Source organism: Xanthobacter sediminis, assembly GCF_043195015.1.
Classification (GTDB): domain Bacteria; phylum Pseudomonadota; class Alphaproteobacteria; order Rhizobiales; family Xanthobacteraceae; genus Xanthobacter.
This window is the reverse complement of the sequence record NZ_JBAFWH010000018.1, coordinates 15,610-37,804: the sequence shown is the minus strand read 5'-3', so window position 1 is coordinate 37,804 and position 22,195 is coordinate 15,610. Positions and strand designations below refer to the sequence as shown.

At 70.0% G+C, this 22,195-nt stretch carries 20 protein-coding genes and 1 tRNA gene; 14 read left to right on the top strand and 7 right to left on the bottom strand.

The features are described 5' to 3' along the window. Positions 1-17: 17 nt before the first annotated feature. Complete coding sequence (fabI, locus tag V5F61_RS18240; protein WP_393990252.1) at positions 18-845, bottom strand: enoyl-ACP reductase FabI; 828 nt, start codon at positions 843-845, stop codon at positions 18-20. A gap of 176 nt (positions 846-1,021) precedes the next feature. Here fabI and V5F61_RS18235 point away from each other — a divergent pair. Continuing rightward, positions 1,022-1,098, top strand: a tRNA-Pro gene (locus V5F61_RS18235). 301 nt (positions 1,099-1,399) lie between these two features. Here V5F61_RS18235 and V5F61_RS18230 read toward each other — a convergent pair. The 6 genes from V5F61_RS18230 to V5F61_RS18205 all read right to left on the bottom strand — a co-directional run bounded on the left by V5F61_RS18230 (position 1,400) and on the right by V5F61_RS18205 (position 7,024). Further along, entirely contained in the window at positions 1,400-1,567 is a 168-nt protein-coding gene (locus V5F61_RS18230) for a hypothetical protein (RefSeq protein WP_393990253.1), read from the bottom strand. Positions 1,568-1,763: 196 nt separating this feature from the next. After that, entirely contained in the window at positions 1,764-2,234 is a 471-nt protein-coding gene (locus V5F61_RS18225; RefSeq protein WP_393990254.1) for a hypothetical protein, read from the bottom strand. 22 nt (positions 2,235-2,256) lie between these two features. Continuing rightward, the gene (locus V5F61_RS18220) at positions 2,257-3,438 is read right to left on the bottom strand and encodes an MFS transporter (RefSeq protein ID WP_393990255.1); all 1,182 of its coding nucleotides are present in this window, start codon (positions 3,436-3,438) and stop codon (positions 2,257-2,259) included. Next, positions 3,435-4,784 (bottom strand): HdeD family acid-resistance protein, encoded by a 1,350-nt coding sequence (locus V5F61_RS18215; protein WP_393990256.1) that lies wholly within the window; start codon positions 4,782-4,784, stop codon positions 3,435-3,437. Before V5F61_RS18215 ends, V5F61_RS18220 begins: the two co-directional genes overlap by 4 nt. A gap of 97 nt (positions 4,785-4,881) precedes the next feature. Beyond that, positions 4,882-6,261 (bottom strand): magnesium transporter, encoded by a 1,380-nt coding sequence (gene mgtE / locus V5F61_RS18210; RefSeq protein WP_393990257.1) that lies wholly within the window; start codon positions 6,259-6,261, stop codon positions 4,882-4,884. 151 nt (positions 6,262-6,412) lie between these two features. Continuing rightward, positions 6,413-7,024, bottom strand: coding sequence for a carbonic anhydrase (locus tag V5F61_RS18205; protein ID WP_393990258.1), 612 nt, complete (start codon positions 7,022-7,024; stop codon positions 6,413-6,415). Positions 7,025-7,407: 383 nt separating this feature from the next. Here V5F61_RS18205 and urtA point away from each other — a divergent pair, with 383 nt between their 5' ends. The 13 genes from urtA to V5F61_RS18140 all read left to right on the top strand — a co-directional run bounded on the left by urtA (position 7,408) and on the right by V5F61_RS18140 (position 21,589). Next, positions 7,408-8,733: an urea ABC transporter substrate-binding protein gene (urtA, locus tag V5F61_RS18200; RefSeq protein ID WP_393990259.1), complete on the top strand. Its 1,326-nt coding sequence runs from the start codon at positions 7,408-7,410 to the stop codon at positions 8,731-8,733. Between the two features lie 404 nt (positions 8,734-9,137). Next, positions 9,138-10,730: an urea ABC transporter permease subunit UrtB gene (gene urtB, locus V5F61_RS18195; RefSeq protein ID WP_393990260.1), complete on the top strand. Its 1,593-nt coding sequence runs from the start codon at positions 9,138-9,140 to the stop codon at positions 10,728-10,730. After that, positions 10,727-11,845 (top strand): urea ABC transporter permease subunit UrtC, encoded by a 1,119-nt coding sequence (gene urtC, locus V5F61_RS18190; RefSeq protein WP_393990261.1) that lies wholly within the window; start codon positions 10,727-10,729, stop codon positions 11,843-11,845. Before urtB ends, urtC begins: the two co-directional genes overlap by 4 nt. A 5-nt stretch (positions 11,846-11,850) precedes the next feature. Further along, positions 11,851-12,768, top strand: a complete 918-nt coding sequence (gene urtD, locus V5F61_RS18185; RefSeq protein WP_393990262.1) for an urea ABC transporter ATP-binding protein UrtD — start codon at positions 11,851-11,853, stop codon at positions 12,766-12,768. Between the two features lie 6 nt (positions 12,769-12,774). After that, the gene (gene urtE / locus V5F61_RS18180; RefSeq protein ID WP_393990263.1) at positions 12,775-13,470 is read left to right on the top strand and encodes an urea ABC transporter ATP-binding subunit UrtE; all 696 of its coding nucleotides are present in this window, start codon (positions 12,775-12,777) and stop codon (positions 13,468-13,470) included. Between the two features lie 67 nt (positions 13,471-13,537). Beyond that, positions 13,538-14,326: an urease accessory protein UreD gene (locus V5F61_RS18175; RefSeq protein WP_393990264.1), complete on the top strand. Its 789-nt coding sequence runs from the start codon at positions 13,538-13,540 to the stop codon at positions 14,324-14,326. A 143-nt stretch (positions 14,327-14,469) separates the two neighbouring features. Next, positions 14,470-15,090, top strand: a complete 621-nt coding sequence (locus V5F61_RS18170) for an urease subunit gamma (protein ID WP_393990265.1) — start codon at positions 14,470-14,472, stop codon at positions 15,088-15,090. A 1-nt stretch (position 15,091) separates the two neighbouring features. Further along, positions 15,092-15,448 (top strand): GFA family protein, encoded by a 357-nt coding sequence (locus V5F61_RS18165; protein ID WP_393990266.1) that lies wholly within the window; start codon positions 15,092-15,094, stop codon positions 15,446-15,448. Positions 15,449-15,458: 10 nt separating this feature from the next. Continuing rightward, a complete protein-coding gene (ureC, locus tag V5F61_RS18160) occupies positions 15,459-17,168 on the top strand; it encodes an urease subunit alpha (RefSeq protein ID WP_393990267.1) in 1,710 nt (569 codons plus the stop codon). 107 nt (positions 17,169-17,275) lie between these two features. Then, the gene (gene ureE / locus V5F61_RS18155; protein WP_393990268.1) at positions 17,276-18,097 is read left to right on the top strand and encodes an urease accessory protein UreE; all 822 of its coding nucleotides are present in this window, start codon (positions 17,276-17,278) and stop codon (positions 18,095-18,097) included. Further along, entirely contained in the window at positions 18,090-18,821 is a 732-nt protein-coding gene (locus V5F61_RS18150; RefSeq protein ID WP_393990269.1) for an urease accessory protein UreF, read from the top strand. Before ureE ends, V5F61_RS18150 begins: the two co-directional genes overlap by 8 nt. Further along, positions 18,818-19,438, top strand: a complete 621-nt coding sequence (ureG, locus tag V5F61_RS18145) for an urease accessory protein UreG (RefSeq protein ID WP_393990270.1) — start codon at positions 18,818-18,820, stop codon at positions 19,436-19,438. Before V5F61_RS18150 ends, ureG begins: the two co-directional genes overlap by 4 nt. An 81-nt stretch (positions 19,439-19,519) precedes the next feature. Next, positions 19,520-21,589, top strand: a complete 2,070-nt coding sequence (locus V5F61_RS18140) for a methyl-accepting chemotaxis protein (protein WP_393990271.1) — start codon at positions 19,520-19,522, stop codon at positions 21,587-21,589. The last annotated feature ends 606 nt before the right edge of the window (positions 21,590-22,195 follow it).

Sequence of the window (22,195 nt, the reverse complement as noted above, 5' to 3'; positions counted from 1 at the left end):
CCGCGGGGGGGGGCGGCTCAGTCGCGCACCAGCGCCAGGTCCGGCGCATCGGGATGCTTCATGCCGACGATATGATATCCGGCGTCCACATGGTGCACCTCTCCGGTCACACCTCGCGACAAATCCGACAGCAGGTACACGCCCGTGTCGCCCACCTCGTCGGTGGTGACGGTGCGGCGCAGCGGCGAGTTCAGCTCGTTCCACTTCAGGATGTAGCGGAAATCGCCGATGCCGGAGGCGGCCAGGGTCTTGATGGGGCCGGCCGAGATGGCGTTCACGCGGATGGCCTTGGGGCCGAGGTCGGCGGCGAGGTAGCGCACCGAGGCCTCCAGCGCCGCCTTGGCCACGCCCATCACGTTGTAATGGGGCATCCACTTCTCGGCGCCGTAATAGGTGAGGGTGAGGAGCGAACCGCCGTCCTTCATCAGCTTTTCCGCCCGCTGCGCGATGGCGGTGAAGGAATAGCAGGAGATGAACATGGTCTTGGTGAAGTTGTCGGCGGTCGTGTCCACATAGCGGCCGTCGAGCTCGTCCTTGTTGGAGAAGGCGATGGCGTGGACCAGGAAGTCCAGCTTGCCGAACAGCCTCTCCGTCTCGGCGAAGACCGCGTCGATGGTCTCCGGCTCGGTCACGTCGCAATGGCCCACGAGGTGGCCGCCCAGCTCGGCGGCGAGGGGCTCCACGCGCTTCCGCAGCGCTTCGCCCTGGTAGGTGAGGGCGATCTCGGCGCCGGCGGCGCGCGCCGCCTTGGCGATTCCGTAGCCGATGGAGCGATTGTTGGCGACGCCCAGAATCAGCCCGCGCTTGCCCTTCAGGAGACCGCTCGCGAAACCGTCCGTCGCCATTTGCCCATACTCCACATTCTCAAGCCGTTGATGCCGCACGGGCAGCCGCCGTTTGCGCGGGGCGCCCCTGTGGCCGGCTTCCTATGGCATGGGGCCATCCACCGTTCAAGCGAACAGGGCCGAACTTGGCACTTGCATCCCGGAGAAAGAGCATGCTAGGAGCAGCGCCCTGGGCACGGAGTGTAGCGCAGTCTGGTAGCGCACCACGTTCGGGACGTGGGGGTCGCAGGTTCAAATCCTGCCACTCCGACCAGTGCCTCAGAGTTCGGCATGCCAGGGCCGGACATTGAAGAGATCGCCGCACTGTCCAGTGTCGTGCGTACCAGGGCCGGAAAGGCCCCGCCTTCTGTGGGCAGGCATGTCAGCCTCTTGTTTTCCTCAACGCTCCAAACACGTCGTTTGCATGCGGCGGCGCCATTGCCGATGTGCTGGCGATTCACGCGTGACGCTGGCGGCCGAAAACGATGATTCGCTTCAGATGATTCGAAACGGGCGCGCGCAGCCCGTCCCCTCCGAAGCGCCGATTCGCATGCGCCCAGGGTGGTCGCGGGGCCTTAGAAGCTCTTGAGGCGTTCCTGAAGCGCTTCGGCCGCGCTCTCTTCGGCCTGTTCCTGCCGGTCCAGGCGGTCGAGGCGATCGAAGATTTCCCGAAGGCGTGCTTCCACGCGCATCATCCACAGCAGCGCGACGACGGTGACGATGGCGAAAAATGCGGTCGTCATGGCCACATCCTCATGTTCCGGAGCGCGCGGGGCGGCGGCTCCAACGGTCCACGAAAACAATGCTGCGCCAAGTACGCCGGCGAATGAGGGCAAGGTTGCAACAAGTGGCGCCTGCCATCAATCGCCTTTTGGGCGGTGGTGGCTGCGTCCTTCTTTCGCGCGTGGCCACTCGCCCTCTGCGCCGTTTCGCGGGGGCTCAGGCGATCTCCAGGCTCCAGCCGGAGGAGAGGCTGTAGCGCATGGGCGCGAAGCGCTGCCACAGGCGGGTCATGTCCGCGATGGAAAGCGCTTCGGCCGCGAGGCGCCCATGGAGGCCGGCCGGCGCGGGCTCCGGCAGGTGCAGGCGGGTGGCCGCCGCCGCCATGTCGTCGGCCTCGATGCGGGGGCGGGCGAGAAGCGCAGCGCTCGCGTGGCCCATCAGGCGGTGCACGTCGAGGTCGGTGGCGGCGAAGGCGCCGATCAGCAGCCTTAGGCGCCAGCGCGGCTCGGCGGTGGCGGCCGGGTCGCGGCCGGCGATGTCGTGCAGGTGGACGAACAGGCCGTGCTCCGGCCCCTGCCAGGGGGAGCTGACGCGCACCGCCGGCTCACCGGGCAGGCGCTCCATGGCATCTTCCAGAAGGCCGCGCAGCGCCTCCAGGGCGATGGCGGGGAGATCGGGCTGGGCCATGGCGATGTCCTTTCCCTAAGGGTCAGCAGCTGGAGCGCAGGCGCCAGGCGGCGAGGGCGAACAGGCCGCAGGCCGCCGCCGCGAAGAAGGCGAGCCCATGCGCGTGCACCTGCATGGAAATGCCAGCCCCGAGCGGCCCCACCAGGGCGCCGAAGCCCCAGAACAGCCCGCTCACCGCATAGATGCCCACGAGGTCGCCGCCCTTGAAGCGGGCGCCGACGATGGTGATCATGATGGTGTAGATGCCCACGAAGGCACCGCCCCAGGCGAACAGCAGGGCATAGGTGGCGAGCGTATGGCCGAGCGCCAGCGGCCACACCGCCGCTCCCAGCGCGGAGGCCGCCGCGAGCGCGATCACCAGCCGCCGCCGGTCCATGGTGTCGCCCAGCCAGCCGATGGGGAGCTGCAGCAGAATGGCGCCCACCATCATCACCGACATCAGCCGCGTCGCCTCCACCTCGCCCCAGCCAAGGCCGATGGCGTAGAGCGCCAGGAAGGAGAGGCCGGCGGTCTCGATGGCGGCATTCAGCGCGGTGGCGCCCAGTGCCAGCGGGGCGAGGCGCAGGTAGTGCACGGGCGAGCCCACGCTCGGCTCCTCGAAATGCGGTGCCGGCACCCGCGGCGAGGCCACGAACGCGGCCGCCGCGAGGCAGATCGCCGCCCCGAGCGCATAGGGCAGCACGCCACCTGAGCCCACCAGGGAGAGAATGAGCGGCCCGAGCGCGAGGCCGATGGAGAGGGCCGCGGTGTAGGCCGCCATGGCACGGGCGCGGGTGCTGTCCGTGGAGAGGGCGTTGATCCAGGTTTCCGAGGTGACGAACAGGGCCTCTGCCGCCATGCCCAGCACCAGGCGCAGCGGAAACCACAGCCACACCGTGGGCATGGCCGGGAACGCCATGAGCGCGACCGCCGAAATCGCCACCGCGCCGATGATGACGCGGCGCGCTCCGAGCCGCGCCACGATGCGCGGCAGCAGCATGGCGATGATGAGCACGCCCACCGCATGCATGGCGGCATTGACGCCGATGAGCGTTTCCGAGAGCCCATGCTGGGCGAGGCCCAGCGCCAGCAGCGGCGCGCTGAGCGAATAGGTGAGCCCGAACACCGCCGCGGTGGCGATCACCGCGCCGCGCGCCAGAAGGTGGCCTTCCCCTCCGCCGGGAAGGAGCGGGGCGGTGTCGGCGGCGGTGTCCGGCGTGGTCATGGCAGGCTTCCCTCGGGGGCGGCGGCGCGGCGGGGGCGCAGGCGGCGCAGGAAATCGGCGAGCCGGGCAAGGAAGGAGCGCTCGCCCGGCTCCACGATGCGCTTCAGGGTGCGGGCGTAGTCGAGCACCAGGCCGGGGGTCCAGCTCATGCTCTGGGCGCGCGAGCGGATGTAGGCGGCGGCCCACAGGTCCGGGTTCAGCAGCAGCATGGCAAGGCGCAGCCACGGCATGCGGGTGGCGAGCGCCCCCTCCAGCGCCGAATCGAGCGCCGCCGCCACCGCCACCGAGCAGTTGCGGTTGGTGAGGTTGTAGGTGTCGTCCTGCCGGTAGCCGGCCCAGTAGGCGCGCAGGCGGCGGGTGTCGTAGGTGTGGAAATCCACCCTCTGGTCCGCCTCGCACCAATTGGCGGATTCCTGGGCATAGGAGGGCTGGAAGCGGCCGCGCACGTTGTTCTCGGCGGAGGCGCGCAGCCGGCGGGTGAACTCCGAGGCGCCGGTCTCGATCTCCTGCGCCGGATAGTGGCTGATGTAGAGGTCCGGCCCCAGCTCCAGCGCCGAATGGCCGGTGGAGATGGAGCCCTCGGTGTCCACGGCGGCGATGTAGCGATCGATCAGCGGGCGACGCCCGCGCACGTCGGCTGAGCCCACGGGGGTCCACACCCGCACCGTCATGGGCTCGGCGTGGCGCTGCGGGCGCGAGGGCGGGGCGCTGCCGTCGTCCACCAGCACCGGGGCGTTGTCGTACCAGTCGCGGGCGCCGAACACCGGCAGCGCCAGGATGGCCACTTCATCGAGGTGGGTGCGCAGCATCAGGGCGGTGCGCAGCACCACCCAGCCGCTCACGATGAGCAGCAGGCTCATGCACACCGGCACGTTGTAGCGGTGCGGCATAGGCCAGTCGGAAACCACCAGCGCGGCGAACACCACCTCTGCGGCGCCCACCGCCGCCATGATGCGCCAGCGCGGGAAGCGCACCACCCAGGAGGACAGGATGCGCGCCGCCCCGTCGACGACGAAGGCGATGCCGAACAGGATCGCCACCGCGGTGTCGTTGCGCAGGGGCAGGTCGATGATGAGGATGCCGAGCGCCGCCAGCACCACGGAGCGGGCGACTGTGAACACCCGCCCTGCGCGGCTGGGGCTGGCGATGCCGATGAACAGGCCCAGCAGGCCCTCGAACAGGAGCACATAGCCGAACAGCTCGGCGGCAATGCTGACGGTGCCGTCGAGAAGGTCGGCAACGATGAGGCCGGCGAGCGCGAACAGCGCCAGCGCGACGATGAGGAGAACCCACCACCGCCGGCGCAGCGCCCGCGCGCCGACGAGGATGAACGCGAGCTGCACCATGGGGCCGCTTCCAGGAAGAATCTTGAACGAGGCCGCAGAAGATGCTCCGGGGTGCCGGCCGGGCGCAATGGTGAAATTGGCCCGGCCGTCCCTCAGATCAGAGCACGGTGCCGTGCAGGAACAGCCAGGCCACCGAGAAGTAGATGACGATGCCGGTGACGTCCACCAGCGTGGCGATGAAGGGCGCCGAGGCGGTGGCCGGATCGAAGCCCAGGCGCTTCAGCGCGAACGGCAGCAGCGAGCCGGCCATGGAGCCGAACGTCACGATGCCGATGAGCGAGGCGCCGATGGTGACGGCCAGCAGCTTCCAGTACTCGCCGTAATCGAAGATGCCGGCTTCCTGCCAGACGACGATGCGGATGATGCCGATGATACCGAGAATGGTGCCGAGCACGATGCCCGTGGGCAGTTCGCGGATGGCGACCCGCCACCAGTCCTTCAGGGTCACGTCGCGCAGCGCCAGGGCGCGGATGATGAGCGAGGTGGCCTGCGAGCCGGAGTTGCCGCCCGAGCTCATGACCAGCGGGATGAAGAGGGCGAGCACGATCGCCTTCTCGAGCTCGTCCGAAAACACCTGCATGGCGGAGGTGGTGAGCATTTCCGAAAGGAACAGCACGCACAGCCAGCCGGCGCGCTTGTGGATCATCTTGAAGAAGGAGATGTCGAGGTAGGGCTCGTCGATGGCCTCCATGCCGCCCATGCGCTGGACGTCCTCGGTCTGCTCCTCGATCATGGCGTCGATGACGTCGTCCACCGTCACGATGCCGATGATGTGGCCGGTGGAGTCCACCACCGGAATCGCCAGGAAGTCGTACTTGGAGATGGTGCGCGCCACTTCCTCGCGGGACAGGGCGGGGGAGACCGTGATGGGCGCGTAGGGCTGCGCCACGGTGAGGATGTTGGCCTCCGGCGCGCCGGAGATGAGGCGGCGCAGGGTCACCGTGTTGATGAGCCGGCGGGTGGCCGGGTCGAGCACGTAGATGGCGTAGACCGTCTCGCGCGAGCTCTCGACGGCGCGCACGTGGTCGAGCACCTGCTGCACGGTCCAGTCGGCGGGCACGCTGACGAACTCCGTCGTCATCAGCGAGCCGGCCGTGCCCTCCGGATAGGTGAGCAGGTGGTCGATGGCACTGCGGATCTCGGGGTTCAGGCCATTGCGCAGGCGGGCGCGGGCCTCCTCCTCCACCCAGCGCAGGACATCGGCCGCCCGGTCGGCGGACATGCCCTCAAGGATGGAGACGGCCTTCTCCTGGGGCAGGGCCTCGATCACCTCGCAGGCGTCGTGGAACTGCGGCTGGTCGAGCACTTCCACCGCCCAGGCGAGCGGCATGGCCGCGACCACGTCGGTCGCTTCCTCTACCTTCTTGGCGTTCAGGAACTCGACGATGTCGGCGACGTGCTCATGGCCGAGGCGGCCGACCAGCGCGTTGGACGCGGAGCCAGCAATGGCATCGGCGTTGATCTTGCCCACGTTCATCCCATTTCTCCCCCGTAGAACGCCACTCTGGACCGGCTCGGGACCTCGCCTTCGGCACCGGAGCCTGCCGCGGCGCGAATGCCCGCGCGGCAAGGCCCCGATACTCTCTAATCTGCCGTTGATGACAGTATGAAATCACCACCGCCGTCGTTCAGGCGGCGTGGAAGTCCCCGTCCTCCCGGAGCACCTCAAGCCGGCCGGTGGCTACGCCGAAATAGGCGCCGTGCAGGGCAAGGTCGCCGCCGGCGACACGCTCGCGCACCCACGGGAAGGAGCCGAGGTTGGACAGGGAGAGCTTCACGCAGCACTGCTCGCAGAAGCGCGCCCGCTCGGGCGCCGGCAGGTCGGCCTCCATCGCCATGCGGCGGGCGGGCTCGGCGATCTTCATCCAGTTCGCGACGAAGTCCTGCGCGGCGGGCGGGGCGCCCTCCAGCAGGGCGTGCACGCCGCCGCACTGGGCATGGCCCATCACCACCACGTGCTTCACCTGCAGCACCCGCACCGCGAACTCGATGGCGGCCGAGGTGCCGTGGTAATTGGCGTCGGGCTGGTAGGGCGGCACCAGGTTTGCGACATTGCGCACAATGAACATCTCGCCGGGGCCGGCGTTGAAGATCATCTGCGGATCCACCCGGCTGTCGGAGCAGGCCACCACCAGCGTCTCCGGCTTCTGCCCCTTGGCAGCGAGCTGCTCGAACACCTGCTTGCGCTCCGGCCAGGCCACTTCCCGGAACCGCTTGTAGCCCGCGATCAGGTCATCCACCGCGTTTCTCCTCACGTCTTCGTTCTTCGCGCACGGAAGGCCGGCGCGGCGCGCGCGTCAAGGCCCGGCGCCACAAGTTTTTCCTTTCCCGAGAGGGAGGATGGACGCGGGCGGCACGCTCTTGCTCAGCCTCGGCGAGGACCCGTGACGGCCTCCGGCGGGGCCGCTCCGCCGGGGATAGTCATGGCGATGATTTGCGCAACTGCCCATGCAGCAGGCAGAACGAAGGTATTGTAATATACTTCGCCATATGAGGCCCCATCTTTGGCCGCGATTCCCCCAGCCTCCCCTTCTGCTCCCGCCGCTTGGCATGGCCCTTGCTGTTTTGGGCGCGTCCGGACCGTCGAGCGGCCGGGCAGGGAATGGCCAGAGGGGAGACGGGCATGCGCCGTTTGTTCGAGAGGGCGGGCAGGGGACTGAGGCGGCTCGCCGCCGGGGCGGCGCTCGCGGGCGCCACGGCCGGCGCCCTGGCGGGCGCAGGCGGCGCCGCGCAGGCCGAGGACACCATCAAGGTCGGCATCCTGCATTCCCTGTCCGGCACCATGGCCATCAGCGAGACCACGCTGAAGGACGTGATGCTCATGCTCATCGAGGAGCAGAACAAGAAGGGCGGCGTGCTCGGCAAGAAGCTGGAGCCGGTGGTGGTGGACCCCGCCTCCAACTGGCCGCTGTTCGCCGAGAAGGCGCGTGAGCTCATCACCAAGGACAAGGTTTCCGCGGTGTTCGGCTGCTGGACATCGGTGTCGCGCAAGTCCGTGCTGCCGGTGTTCAAGGAATTGAACAATATCCTCTTCTACCCCGTGCAGTACGAGGGCGAGGAGAGCGAGCGCAACGTGTTCTACACCGGCGCCGCGCCCAACCAGCAGGCCATTCCGGCGGTGGACTACCTCGCCAACGAGGAGAAGGTCGAGCGCTGGGTGCTCGCCGGCACCGATTATGTCTATCCCCGCACCACCAACAAGATCCTCGAAGCCTACCTCAAGTCCCGTGGGGTGAAGGACGAGGACATCATGATCAACTACACGCCGTTCGGCTATTCGGACTGGCAGACGATCGTGTCCGATATCAAGAAGTTCGGCTCGCAGGGCAAGAAGACGGCGGTGGTCTCCACCATCAACGGCGACGCCAACGTGCCCTTCTACAAGGAGCTCGCCAACCAGGGCGTGAAGGCCACGGACATTCCGGTGGTGGCTTTCTCGGTGGGCGAGGAGGAGCTTGCCGGCATCGACACCAATCCGTTGGTGGGCCATCTCGCGGCGTGGAACTACTTCATGTCCATCGACACGCCGGAGAACAAGGAATTCATCGCGAAGTGGCTCGCCTTCACCAAGAACCCCAAGCGGGTGGTGAACGACCCCATGGAGGCGCACTACATCGGCTTCAACATGTGGGTGAAGGCCGTGGAGAAGGCGGGCACCACCGATCCCGACAAGGTGATCGCGGCGCTGCCGGGTATCAAGCAGGCGAACCTCACCGGCGGCATTTCCGAGATGCTCCCCAACCACCACATCACCAAGCCCGTCTTCATCGGCGAGGTGGAGGCCAACGGCCAGTTCGACGTGGTGTGGAAGACCAAGGAGCTGATCCCCGGCGAGGCCTGGTCGCGCTATCTCGAGGGCTCCAAGAACCTGGTGGCCGACTGGGTGAAGTACAATTGCGGCAACTTCGACACCGTGAAGAACGTCTGCCTCGGCTCCGCTGCCAAATGACCGGCGCCGCCTGAGCATTCGCGCGCCCGCCATGGCCTTCGCGGCCGCTGCGGGCGCGCGCGTCATTCGCCTCGGGTGATTCCGGCCGGCCTCCCGGTGGGGGCAGGCCGCGTGGAGGCGAGGGGCTCCTTCCGCAAAGCAAAGCTCTCGGCCGCGCGGAAGGGCTTCACACCCGGCCCTCTCCCCCCAGCCCGGGGAGAGGGCGCGCAACGGCCGCAAGGCCGCATCCCTCCACCCCGCAGCGGCGCCACGGCCCCGCCGCGCGGGGTGGGCCGGGCGCGGCCCCTCCGGCTCCCGCCCCCGGCCCCGTACTGGGTGATTCCGCCATGCGCCTTCCCGTTCCGCGCCTTCCGGCCTGTCCCGCCCGCCCGCTACACGCGCCGCCGGTGCGCTGGATGCGGGCCATGCTGGCGGTTGTCCTCCTGCTGTGCGCGGCGCTGGCGGTGCCCGCCGCGCGGGCCGAGACGACGGATCTCTCGGTCACCGTGGCGCGGTTCGCCAACGACAGCTATTCCGACACGGCCGACGCCCTTGCCGCGCTCTCCGCCACCGGCAGCACGCGGGCAGCGGCCATCGTGGCCGCGCTGGCGGACGGGCGGCTCCTGTTCGATCCCGCCACCAAGGCGGTGTTCATCCGCACCCCGGCCGGCGCCCTGGAGGAGGCCGCCACCGGCGCCCCCGTGGCCGCGCCGCCGGCGGGCCTTTCCCCGGTGCGGGCCAACAACCGGGTGCGCCGCGCCATCGAGGCGGCGGCGGGCGCCCTCTCCCTGCTCGATGCCGATCCCGCGAAGCGGCGCGAGGCGGCCGCCGCCGTGTTCAAGTCCCGCGATGCCGCGGCGCTCGCCACGGTGGAGGCCGCCCTTGCCCAGGAGAAGGTGACGGATGTGCGGGCGGCGCTGGCGGAGGCCCGCGCCGCCATCCTCATCGGCACCGCCGACGCGCCGGAGGCGGAGCGGCTGGCGGCGGTGAAGCTCATCGCCGCGCGGGGCGACCAGGAGGCCCTCGGCCTGCTGCGCACGGTGCCGGCCACGGCCCCCGCCGCGGTGACGGCCGCCGCCGCCCAGGGCATCGAGGCCATCGAGCGCAGCCTGAAGCTCTGGTCCGTGGCGCAGAACGTCTGGTACGGCCTCTCCCTGGGCTCGGTGCTGCTGCTGGCCGCCATCGGCCTCGCCATCACATTCGGCGTCATGGGCGTCATCAACATGGCCCACGGCGAAATGGTGATGCTGGGCGCCTACACCACCTTCGTGGTGCAGAACGCCATCCGCACCTCGGCGCCGCATCTGTTCGACTGGTCGCTCGCCATCGCCCTGCCGGCGGCGTTCGTGTTCACCGGCCTCGTGGGCATCCTCATCGAGCGCACGGTGATCCGCTTCCTCTACGGCCGCCCGCTGGAAACGCTGCTCGCCACCTGGGGCGTCTCGCTCATCCTGCAGCAGGCGGTGCGCTCCGTGTTCGGTCCCACCAACCAGGAGGTGGGCGCCCCCTCCTGGATGTCCGGCGCGTTCGAGCTGGGGCACCTCTCCATCACCTGGAACCGGCTCTGGATCATCGTGTTCGCGCTGCTGGTGTTCACGGCGCTGCTGGTGGTGCTGAAGCGCACGCCGCTCGGCCTCTATGTGCGGGCGGTGACGCAGAACCGGCGCATGGCGGCGGCCATGGGCATCCGCACCGGGCGCATCGATGCGCTCACCTTCGGCCTCGGCTCGGGCATCGCCGGCATCGCCGGGGTGGCGCTCTCGCAGATCGACAACGTGAGCCCCAACCTCGGCCAGGGCTACATCATCGACTCGTTCATGGTGGTGGTGTTCGGCGGGGTGGGCAATCTCTGGGGCACGCTGGTGGGCGCCTTCACGCTCGGCATCGCCAACAAGCTGCTGGAGCCCTTCGCCGGCGCCGTGCTGGGCAAGATCCTGCTGCTGGTGGCCATCATCCTCTTCATCCAGAAGCGCCCGCGCGGCCTGTTCGCGCTCAAGGGCCGGGCGGTGGAATCATGAGGGGCATCATCGACCGCACCGGCGGCATCTTCCTCGTTCTCGTGCTGGCGGCGGCGGTGCTGGTGCCCGCCTCGAACCTGCTGCTGCCCCCCGGAAATCCGCTGCATGTGCCGGATTACATGATCCCGCTCATCGGCAAGTATCTCTGCTACGCGCTGCTGGCCGTGGCGGTGGACCTGGTGTGGGGCTATTGCGGCGTGCTCTCGCTGGGGCACGGGGCGTTCTTCGCGCTGGGCGGCTACGCCATGGGCATGTACCTCATGCGCCAGATCGGCCCGCGCGGGGTCTATGGAAATCCGGTGCTGCCGGACTTCATGGTGTTCCTCAACTACAAGGAACTGCCCTGGTTCTGGCTGGGGTTCGACTGGTTTCCCTTCGCGATGCTCATGGTGCTGGTGGTGCCGGGGCTGCTGGCCTTCGTGTTCGGCTGGCTTGCCTTCCGCTCGCGGGTCACGGGCGTCTACCTCTCCATCATCACCCAGGCCATGACGTTCGCGCTGATGCTCGCCTTCTTCCGCAACGACATGGGCTTCGGCGGCAATAACGGCCTCACCGATTTCAAGGACATCCTGGGCTTCTCCATCCAGGCGCCGTCCACGCGGATCGTGCTGTTCGTGGCCTCGGCCCTGGCGCTGGCGGCGGGCTATCTCGTCTGCCGCGCCCTCGTCACCTCCAAATACGGCAAGGTGCTGGTGGCGGTGCGCGACGCGGAAAGCCGCACCCGGTTCCTGGGCTACCGGGTGGAGAACTACAAGCTCCTCGCCTGGACCCTCTCGGCCATGCTGGCGGGCGTGGCGGGCGCGCTCTACGTGCCGCAGGTGGGCATCATCAATCCCGGCGAGTTCGCCCCCGCCCAATCCATCGAGATGGTGATCTGGGTGGCGGTGGGCGGGCGCGGCACGCTGGTGGGGGCGGCGCTGGGCGCGCTCATCGTGAACGCGGGCAAGACCTGGTTCACCGGCGTGCTGCCGGAGGCGTGGCTGTTTGCCCTCGGCGCGCTGTTCGTGGTGGTCACGCTGTTCCTGCCTCGGGGCGTGCTGGGGCTGTGGTCCCAGCTTTCCGGGCGCCTGAAGCGGCCGGCGCCGGCCGCCCCTTCGCCCTCGCCCGCGGAGTGAGCATCATGGGCCTCACCCCCCTCAGCGCCCGGCCCCTCGCGGCCAAGTCCCTCGCCGGTGCGCCCCTGCCGGGCACCATCGCCGTCCCGCCGCCGGAGGTGGTGAAATCCCCCGGCGCGCTCTCGCTGGAGGCGGACGACGCCCTGTTCGCCGCCGGGCGCCCGCCGCGCGATCCGCAGGCGCTCACCTCGGCGCTGCTCTACCTCGATGCCGTCACCGTCTCCTTCGACGGCTTTCGCGCGCTCAATGCCCTCTCCCTCGTGATCGGGGAGAAGGAGATGCGGGCCATCATCGGCCCCAACGGCGCCGGCAAGACCACCATGATGGACGTCATCACCGGCAAGACCCGGCCCAATGCGGGCACCGCTCTGTTCGCCGGCGTGCACGACCTCACGCGCCTGGACGAGGCGGCCATCGCGGAGCTGGGCATCGGCCGCAAGTTCCAGACCCCCACCGTGTTCGACATGCACACGGTGGAGGACAACATCCTGCTCGCCGTGAAGGCGGACCGGCGCGCCTTCGCCAACATCTACTGGCGCCGCACCGCCCATGAAAAGGCGCGGGTGGACGAGCTGCTGGAGCGCGTGCGCCTCAAGGACCACCGCGCGCGTCGCGCCGGCGACCTCTCCCATGGGCAGAAGCAGTGGCTGGAGATCGGCATGCTGCTGGCCCAGGAGCCGCGCCTGCTGCTGGTGGACGAGCCCGCCGCCGGCATGACCGACCAGGAGACCGCCGACACCGCCGTGCTGCTGAAGGAGATCGCCAAGACCCGATCAGTGGTGGTGGTGGAGCACGACATGCAGTTCGTGCGGGACCTCGACGTGAAGGTGACGGTGCTGCACGAGGGCTCGGTGCTGGCCGAGGGGCCGCTCGACCAGGTGAGCGCAGACCCGCGCGTCATCGAAGTCTATCTGGGGAGGTGAGGGCCCATGCTGAAGGTGGAGAACCTCGACCTCTATTACGGCGCCGCCCTGACGCTGAAGAAGGTCTCCCTCACCGCCGAGGCGGGCAAGGTCACCTGCGTGCTGGGGCGCAACGGGGTGGGCAAGACCTCGCTGCTGCGCGCCATCGTGGGGCAGCGGCCCATCGCCGGCGGCGCCATCACCCTCGGCGGGGAGGACATCTCCCGCCTGCCGACGCCGGAGCGGGCGGCGCGCGGCATCGGCTTCGTGCCCCAGGGGCGGGAGGTGTTCCCGTTGCTCTCGGTGAAGGAAAATCTGGAGACCGGATACGCGCGCCTCGCGGCCAGGGACAAGTTCGTGCCCGATGAGGTGTTTGAGCTGTTCCCGGTGTTGAAATCCATGCTGAAGCGGCGTGGCGGCGACCTTTCCGGCGGGCAGCAGCAGCAGCTCGCCATCGGCCGCGCGCTGGTCACCCGCCCGCGCCTGCTGCTGCTGGACGAGCCCACCGAGGGCATCCAGCCCTCCATCATCAAGGACATCGGCCGCGCCATCTCCTACCTGCGCGGGCGGGGGGACATGGCCATCGTGCTGGTGGAGCAGTATTTCGAGTTCGCGCAGGAACTCGCCGACACGTTCATCCTCATGGACCGCGGCGAGGTGGTGGCCTCGGGCGACAGGAGCGGGCTGGATGGAGACGACGTGCGCCGCCTCATGGCCATCTGAGGAAACCCGGCCATCTGAGGCGCTTCCACCTGCCACGGCAGCGCGGCGCCAGCGCAGTGAGGGGCGGGTGCATGTGGGGGCGGCCGTGTTCGGCGGCGTCTCGCGCCTCGCCGACCTTTCCGAATCCGGCGCCCTGCGCGCGCGCCTGCCGCGTGGCGCCCAGGGGGTGGAGGCGGTTCTGGTGAACACCGCCGGCGGGGTCGCCTGCGGCGATCTCTTCCGCATTTCCGCCGCCGCCGGGGCCGGCGCCCACCTCACGTTGACAACTCCGGCCGCCGAGAAGGTCTACCGCTCCGACGGCCCGCTTGCCGAGATCGCGGTGCGCCTTTCCGCCGCCGCCGGGGCGCGGCTGGAATGGCTGCCGCAGGAGACCATCCTGTTCGATCGCGCGCGCCTCTGCCGCCGCTATGTGGTGGATCTCGACCCCGCCGCCACCTTCCTGTCGTTCGAGGGGCTGGTGCTGGGCCGGCTCGCCCATGGCGACGCGATGGGCGAGGGGCACCTTCAGGACCATTGGCGGGTGCGCCGGGGCGGGCGGCTCGCCTATGCCGATGCGCTGCGCCTGTCCGGCCCCCTCGGCGCGCTGCTGGCGCGGCCGGCGGTGGCGGCGGGCCACCGGGCGCTCGGCACGCTGCTCTATATGGCGCCCGACGCCGAGGGCCGGCTGGAGGAGGCGCGGGCGCTGCTCGACGGCGCCCGTCTCGAAGGCGCCTCCAGCGAGTGCGGGGCGAGCGCCTGGAACGGGCTTCTCGCCGTGCGCTGGCTGGCGCCCGACAGTGCGACCCTGCGCCGGGCGGCCGGTGCGTTTCTGGTGGGCTTCCGGCGCGCACCGCTGCCGCGCGTGTGGGCGACGTGATACCATCCGTTTCGGACCTCGAATTGCCACTTCCGTCTGGCACATCCGCCTGCCACTTCCACTTGCCATTTCCTTTTGCCCCCACGAGTGAGGCGCATGGGGCTCTGGCGCGAAAGCCGGGCCCCCGCACAGGGAGAGACGCCGTGCAGCTGACGCCGCGCGAGAAGGACAAGCTCTTGATCGCCATGGCCGCCGAGGTGGCCCGAAAGCGCCTTGCCCGAGGCGTGAAGCTGAACCATCCGGAGGCGGTGGCGCTCATCACCGATACCGTGGTGGAGGGCGCGCGCGACGGGCGCACCGTGGCCGAGCTGATGGAGGCGGGCGCCCGCGTGCTCACCACCGATCAGGTGATGGACGGTATCGCCGAGATTATCCACGACATCCAGGTGGAGGCGACCTTTCCGGACGGCACCAAGCTCGTCACCGTGCATCACCCCATCCGCGGCGCGCCCTCGGCCCTGGAGCCCGGCGAGATCGCGGCCGCGCCCGGGGAGATCGTCTTCAACGCCGGCGCCGCGCCGGTGGAGATCATCGTGGCCAACACCGGGGACAGGCCCATCCAGGTTGGCAGCCACTACCATTTCTACGAGACCAACCCGGCCCTGTCCTTCGACCGGGAGAAGGCGCGCGGCATGCGGCTCGATATCGCCCCCGGCACGGCGGTGCGCTTCGAGCCCGGCGCCACGCGCACGGTGATGCTGGTGCCGTTCGGCGGCCGGCGCGAGGTATACGGGTTTCGCGGGCAGGTGGCGGGGAGGCTCTGAGATGGCGGTTCAGCATTATTTCGGCGGGTGCCAGTGCGGCGCGGTGCGCTACGAGGTGGATGTGGACCTCGACCGCACGGTGACGTGCAATTGCTCGCGCTGCCGGCGGCTCGGCGGCATCTTCGCCTTCGTGCCGAAGGCCGCCTTCAGGCAGGTGTCCGGGGAGGGGGCGACCACGGAATACCTGTTCAATACCCGCCAGATCCACCACCTGTTCTGCTCCACCTGCGGCATCGAATCCTTCGCCGAGGGCGCGGCCCCGGACGGCACGGTGATGGTGGCCATCAATGCCCGCTGCCTCGACGGGGTGGACGTGAAAACCCTGAGCCCGGTCGAGCACGACGGCGCCAGCCGCTGAGGAGCCGCAGATGCCCGCCAGGATGCCCCGCGCCGCCTATGCGCAGATGTTCGGCCCCACCGTGGGCGACAAGGTGCGGCTCGCCGACACCTCGCTTTTCATTGAGGTGGAGAAGGATTTCACCATCCATGGCGAGGAAGTGAAGTTCGGCGGCGGTAAGGTGATCCGCGACGGCATGGGCCAGTCCCAGGTGGCGAACGCCGACGGCGCCATGGACACCGTCATCACCAATGCCGTCATCCTCGACCACTGGGGGGTGGTGAAGGCGGACGTGGGCCTCAAGAACGGGCGTATCGCGAAGATCGGCAAGGCCGGCAACCCGGACGTGCAGGACGGGGTGGACATCATCATCGGCCCCGGCACGGAGATCATCGCCGGGGAGGGCAAGATCCTCACCGCCGGCGGCTTCGACAGCCACATCCACTTCATCTGCCCGCAGCAGATCGAGGAGGCGCTGGCCTCCGGCGTCACCACCATGCTGGGCGGCGGCACGGGGCCTGCCACGGGCACCTTCGCCACCACCTGCACGCCGGGCCCGTGGCACCTCTCGCGCATGATCGAGGCAGCCGACGCCTTCCCCATGAACCTGGCCTTCGCCGGCAAGGGCAACGCCTCCCTGCCCGGCGCGCTGGAGGAGATGGTGCTGGCGGGCGCCGCCGCCCTGAAGCTGCACGAGGACTGGGGCACCACCCCCGCCGCCATCGACTGCTGCCTCTCGGTCGCGGATGCCATGGACGTGCAGGTGATGATCCACACCGACACGCTGAACGAGAGCGGCTTCGTGGAGGACACCATCGCCGCCTTCAAGGGCCGCACCATCCACGCCTTCCACACGGAAGGGGCGGGCGGGGGCCATGCGCCTGATATCATCAAGGTGGCGGGCCTGGCGAACGTGCTGCCCTCCTCCACCAACCCTACCCGGCCCTATACCCGCAACACCATCGACGAGCATCTCGACATGCTCATGGTGTGCCACCACCTGGACCCGGAGATCGCCGAGGACCTCGCCTTCGCCGAAAGCCGCATCCGCAAGGAGACCATCGCGGCGGAGGACATCCTGCACGATCTCGGCGCGCTCTCCATGATGAGCTCGGACTCACAGGCCATGGGCCGGGTGGGCGAGGTCATCATCCGCACCTGGCAGACGGCGGACAAGATGAAGCGCCAGCGCGGCGCCCTGCCGGGGGAGGCGGGCAACGACAATCTGCGCGCCCGCCGCTACATCGCCAAATACACCATCAATCCCGCCATCGCCCACGGCATGTCGCGGCACATCGGCTCGGTGGAGCGGGGCAAGCTGGCCGATCTCGTGCTGTGGACGCCGGCCTTCTTCGGCGTGAAGCCGGACCTCGTCATCAAGGGCGGCGCCATCGCCATGGCCCAGATGGGCGATCCCAACGCCTCCATCCCCACCCCGCAGCCGGTGCACTATCGGCCCATGTTCGGCGCCTTCGGCCGGGCGCGCGCCCACACCTCCCTCACCTTCGTCTCCAGGGCCGCCATCGAAGACGGGCTCGCCGCCCGCCTCGCGCTGACGAAGGAACTGGTGGCGGTGGAGAACACCCGCTCGGGCATCTCCAAGAAGAGCATGGTGAACAACGACGCCACCCCGGTGATCGAGGTGGACCCGGAAACCTACGACGTGCGGGCCGACGGCGAATTGCTGGTGTGCGAGCCGGCCGATGTCCTGCCCATGGCGCAGCGCTATTTCCTGTTCTGACGCGCTTTGGGCTTCCGCGCGGAGCGCGGGCGAAACTGGGCTGGCGCCGGTCGAAGGCCGGGGCCGTTGGTATAAGGTGCCATCGGGAGAGAATCCCGGAGGATGAGATGATCCGCGCCACCACTGTTGTCCGCCGCCCCGCCGTCCGCGACGAGCGGGTCGCCGACGAGCTGACCCTCGACCACCAGGCCCGGCACCGCCGCCGCTTCGCCTTCACGGCCGATGGCGGCCTTTCCTTCCTGCTCGACCTCGACAAGGCGGCCGTGCTCGACGACGGCGACGCCGTGAAGCTGGAGGACGGCCGGCTGGTGCGCATCAAGGCCGCGCCGGAGCGGCTGGTGGAGGTGCGCACCGCGAGCCCCTTGCGGCTGCTGAAGGTGGCGTGGCACCTCGGCAACCGGCACGTTCCGGCTGAGATCACGGAAGACGCCATCTATTTCGCCGAGGACCACGTGCTGGTGGAGATGGTGCGCGGGCTCGGCGCCGCCACCGCGATCGTGGAGCGCCCCTTCCGCCCCGAGAAGGGCGCCTACGCGGCCGCCGCCCATGGCGGGCACGAGCACGCCGGTCACGATCACGATCATGCTCATGCCGCCCACGGCGAGGAGCATGTGCATGGCCCTGGCTGCGGCCACGACCATGGCCACGATGACCATCATCACGGCCACGGCCATCACGCGCACGGCGAGGAGCATGTGCACGGGCCCGGTTGCGGTCACGACCATGCCAACGATGAGCATCATCACGGCCATGGGGAGCACGGCGCTGGCGCTCACGCCGAGGAGCACGTGCACGGCCCCGGCTGCGGGCACGATCACGGCCACGACGAGCACCAGCACGGCCACGGCCATCGGGAGCATGGCCCCGGCGCGCATGGCGAGGAGCACGTGCACGGTCCCGGCTGCGGCCACGACCACAAGCATGGCTGACGCCGCGCGGCCGGATGCGCCGCCTCTCGCTGTGCCGGACGGTGGCGGGGCTCTCGGCCTGCTGCCGCTGTTCGCGTGGCTCTCCCCCGCCTTCCCGGTGGGGGCCTATGCCTACTCCCACGCGCTCGAATGGGCGGTGGAGGCGGGCGACATCGCGGGCGCGGACGATCTGGCGGCGTGGCTCGACGACCTGTTCGCCTGCGGCTTCGTGCGCACCGACGCCATCCTTCTCGCCCATGCCCACGCGGCGGCCGCCGCCGGGGATGGGGACGCGCTCGGGGCTGTGAACGACCTCGCGGTGGCGCTCGCACCCTCGGCCGAGCTGCGGCTGGAGACCTGCCAGCAGGGGCGCTCCTTCCTCGATGCGGTGATGGCGGCGTGGCCGGCGCCGGGCCTGACGCGCCTCGCGCCCGCCCTGGCGCCGGAGGCGGCCTATCCGGTGGCGGTGGGGCTGGCCTGCGCCGCCCACGGCCTGCCGCTGGTGGCGGCGCTCGAAGCCTTCCTGCTGGCGATGGCGCAGAATCTCGTCTCGGCGACGGTGCGGCTCGCGCCCATCGGCCAGACCGCCGGCACGCGGGTGGTGGCGGGGCTGGCGCCCGCCGCGCGGCGGCTGGCGGCCGAGGCGCCGGGCCTCACCCTCGACGACATCGGCGCCGCCACCTTCCGGGCCGATCTCGGCAGCTTTCGCCACGAAACCCAGTACACGAGGCTGTTCCGCTCATGAGCTCGTCCAAATCTCCCCTGCGCGTCGGCATCGGCGGGCCCGTCGGCTCGGGCAAGACGGCGCTGATGGAGGCGCTCTGCAAGGCGCTGCGCGACCGCTACGACATCTGCGCCATCACCAACGACATCTACACCAAGGAGGATGCGCGCCTGCTGACCGTGGCCGGGGCGCTGCCGCCCGAGCGCATCCTGGGGGTGGAGACCGGCGGCTGCCCGCACACCGCCATCCGCGAGGATGCCTCCATCAACCTGCGCGCGGTGGCGGACATGCAGGCGCGCTTCCCCGGCCTCGACCTGGTGCTGATCGAATCGGGAGGCGACAACCTCGCCGCCACCTTCTCGCCGGAGCTCGCCGACATCACCGTCTACGTGATCGACGTGGCCGGCGGCGAGAAGATCCCGCGCAAGGGCGGGCCGGGCATCACCCGCTCGGACCTTCTGGTGGTGAACAAGACCGATCTCGCCCCGCTGGTCGGCGCCGACCTCGGCGTGATGGAGCAGGACACCATCCGCATGCGGGCGGGGCGGCCCTATGTGTTCTCGGCCATCCGCAACGGGCGCGGGGTGGCGGAGGTGGCGCGCTTCATCGAGACCGCCGGCGGCCTCGGCGCGCGCTGAGGGCGGCGCTGTCAATCCGCAGTCATGGGGCGCGGCTAGTGCTGCATGCACCGGCAAGGCCGTGTCGAGTAGGAGTGCCCCATGCGTTTGGCTGACTTGAGCATCCGCACGAAGCTCGTGCTGGCTGCGGGTGCGCTGTGCACGCTTTCCATGCTGATGGTGGCGGGCGTCAGCCTCTGGGTGACGGCGGAGGCCGCGACGCGGGACGCCCAGGCCCGCGCCCAGGCCCTGCTCGGCGAATATGCGCAGACCATCGCCAGCCGCATGGGCCGCGCCATCGTCATTGCGGAGACGGGCGGCCTCGCGGTCGAGGGGCTCGTCAACGGCGGCATGGCGGACCGCGACGCCCTCGGCGCCCTGATGCGCCGCATGGTCACCGGCAATCCCGACCTCGTGGGCATGACGCTCGCCTTCGAGCCCGACGCCCTCGACGGGCGGGACGCGGATTTCACCGGCCATCCCTTCTCCGATGCCAAGGGCCGCTTCGTGCCCTATTTCTTCCACAAGCCGGACGGCTCGGTGGATGTCGAGAAGCTGGTGATGACCAAGGAGGCCGGCACCGAGGGCTGGTACGACAAGCCGGTGCGCGAGAACCGCGCCCTCGTCACCCCGCCCTACGACTACCCGGTGGACGGCAAGAGCGTGCTGATGACCACCACCAGCGTGGTCGTGCATCGCGCGGGCAAGCCCATCGGCATCGTCACCACCGACCTGCCGCTTACCGGCATCACCCGTTTCGTGCAGAAGCTGCGCCCCTTCGGCGACGGGCGCGTGACCCTGGTGGGCACCGACGACCTCTGGATCGCCAACGACGATGCCAATCTCCTGGGCAAGGCGGTGGAAGACCCCGCCCTGCGCGCGCTGGTGACGCGCGCCAAGGCCGGCGAGGAGGCCGAGGCGGAGCTGCGCGACGGTTCCGGGCGGTGGTCGGTGCGGGCCACCGCCGTGAGCCTGCCGGGCGTCAGCGAGCGCTGGGTGCTGGTGATGAGCGTGCCCCACGCCACCTTGTTCGCCACCGTGGCCGAAACCCGCAATACGCTGCTGCTCACCGCGGTGGTGACGCTGGCGGTGGTGCTGGCGCTGGTGTTCTTCGGTGCCCAGGCGCTGGCGCGCCCCATCCAGCTGATGACGGCGCGGATGCGCCAGCTCGCCGGCGACGACACCTCCATCGCCGTGGACGGCATGGACCGCAAGGACGAGATTGGCGAGATGGCGCGCGCGGTGGACGTGTTCCGCCTCAATGCCATTGCCCGCCGGGAGCACGAAGAGGCGAGCGCCCGCGCCAACGAGGCGCGGATGGCCCGGCAGGCGCGCATCGACGCGCTCATCGGCGGCTTCCGGCAGAGCGCCACCACCGTCATCGACGAGGTGGGCCGCGCCATGGGTGACCTTGATACTGTCTCCGGCGAGCTGACCGGCGCCGCCGAGACCAGCCGCCTCGACGCCGCCTCGGCGCAGCAGAGCTCCGAGCGCGCCTCCGGCAACGTGCAGGCGGTGGCCGGTGCCGCGGAGGAGCTGAGCGCCTCCATCGCCGAGATCGCCCAGCAGATCGCCCGCACCTCCCAGATGGTGGCGCGGGCCACGCAGGGCGCCGGCGTCGCCAACGGGAAGGTGGCGGGCCTGGCCACCGCCGCCGGCCGCATTGGCGAGGTGGTGGGCCTCATCGAGGCCATCGCCCAGCAGACCAACCTGCTGGCCCTCAACGCCACCATCGAGGCCGCGCGGGCCGGGGACGCGGGGCGCGGCTTCGCGGTGGTGGCGGCGGAGGTGAAGGATCTGGCCGGCCAGACCGCCCACGCGACCCAGGAGATTTCCCAGCACGTGGCCGCCATCCAGGGCGAGACCACCGAGGCGGTGGCCGCCATCGGAGCCATCCTGGCCCAGATGGAGGAGGTGGAACATTATGCTACCGCCATCGCCGGCGCCATCGAGGAGCAGACCGTGGCCACCACCGAGATCAGCTCGAACATCGAGAGCGCGGCCTCGGGCACCGGCCAGGTGGCGCACGACATCGGCCGGCTGAACGTGGCCGTCACCGGCACCAGCACCTCGGCGGCGCGGGTGCGCGATGCCTCGCGCACCGTGGGCACGGTCACCACCCGGCTCGACACCGAGATCGACGGCTTCCTGCAGCAGGTCGCGGAAGCCTGAGGGCACCCCGGCGCGGGACGCTCCAGCCTTGCTGCATCGGCGGGCCTTCCCGCGCATGAGGGGGCTTCCACACAGTGTGAGTGGCACTTCGCGTGAACGAGAGGTGTCAAGGCGGAGCCTTGGGCGCGCGCCCTGGGCTTTGGGCAAGCCCGCAGGGGGCTTGAACGAAACCCCATCGCCGCCGGCCGAAGACCGGGGCCGATTGTGTCCATGCGCGCGAAAGTGTCCTGCGGCAGCTCCTGCCGCGCCGTGCTCGCGGCACCCGCTTCCAGGGACGCCCGCCGCCCGGCTCGGCCGTAGCGGCGCGACACGCCCGGGCCAAGGCCCAGGCCGGGCCTCGGTGCAGCCGAAGCAGGTGTGGCGGAGATCCATGCGCGCTCAGACCGCGCGGTGCGCCTGCCCGTGCGGCGGGCGGAGAAGGTGCCATAGGGCCGGCGGGGGCCCCCTCAGGAGGTGCGTTCCGTGCACCTCCGGGCAGCAGGCCGCGCGGCGTGCGCAGGCGTAAAACGGGCTCAGCGAAGGCGCGCAGAGGCCATGCCTGCGCACATGTTCACTCTCTCCCCGAAAAGGCGAAGGCGCGGCCGCGGTCCGCCGGGCCGCAACCGC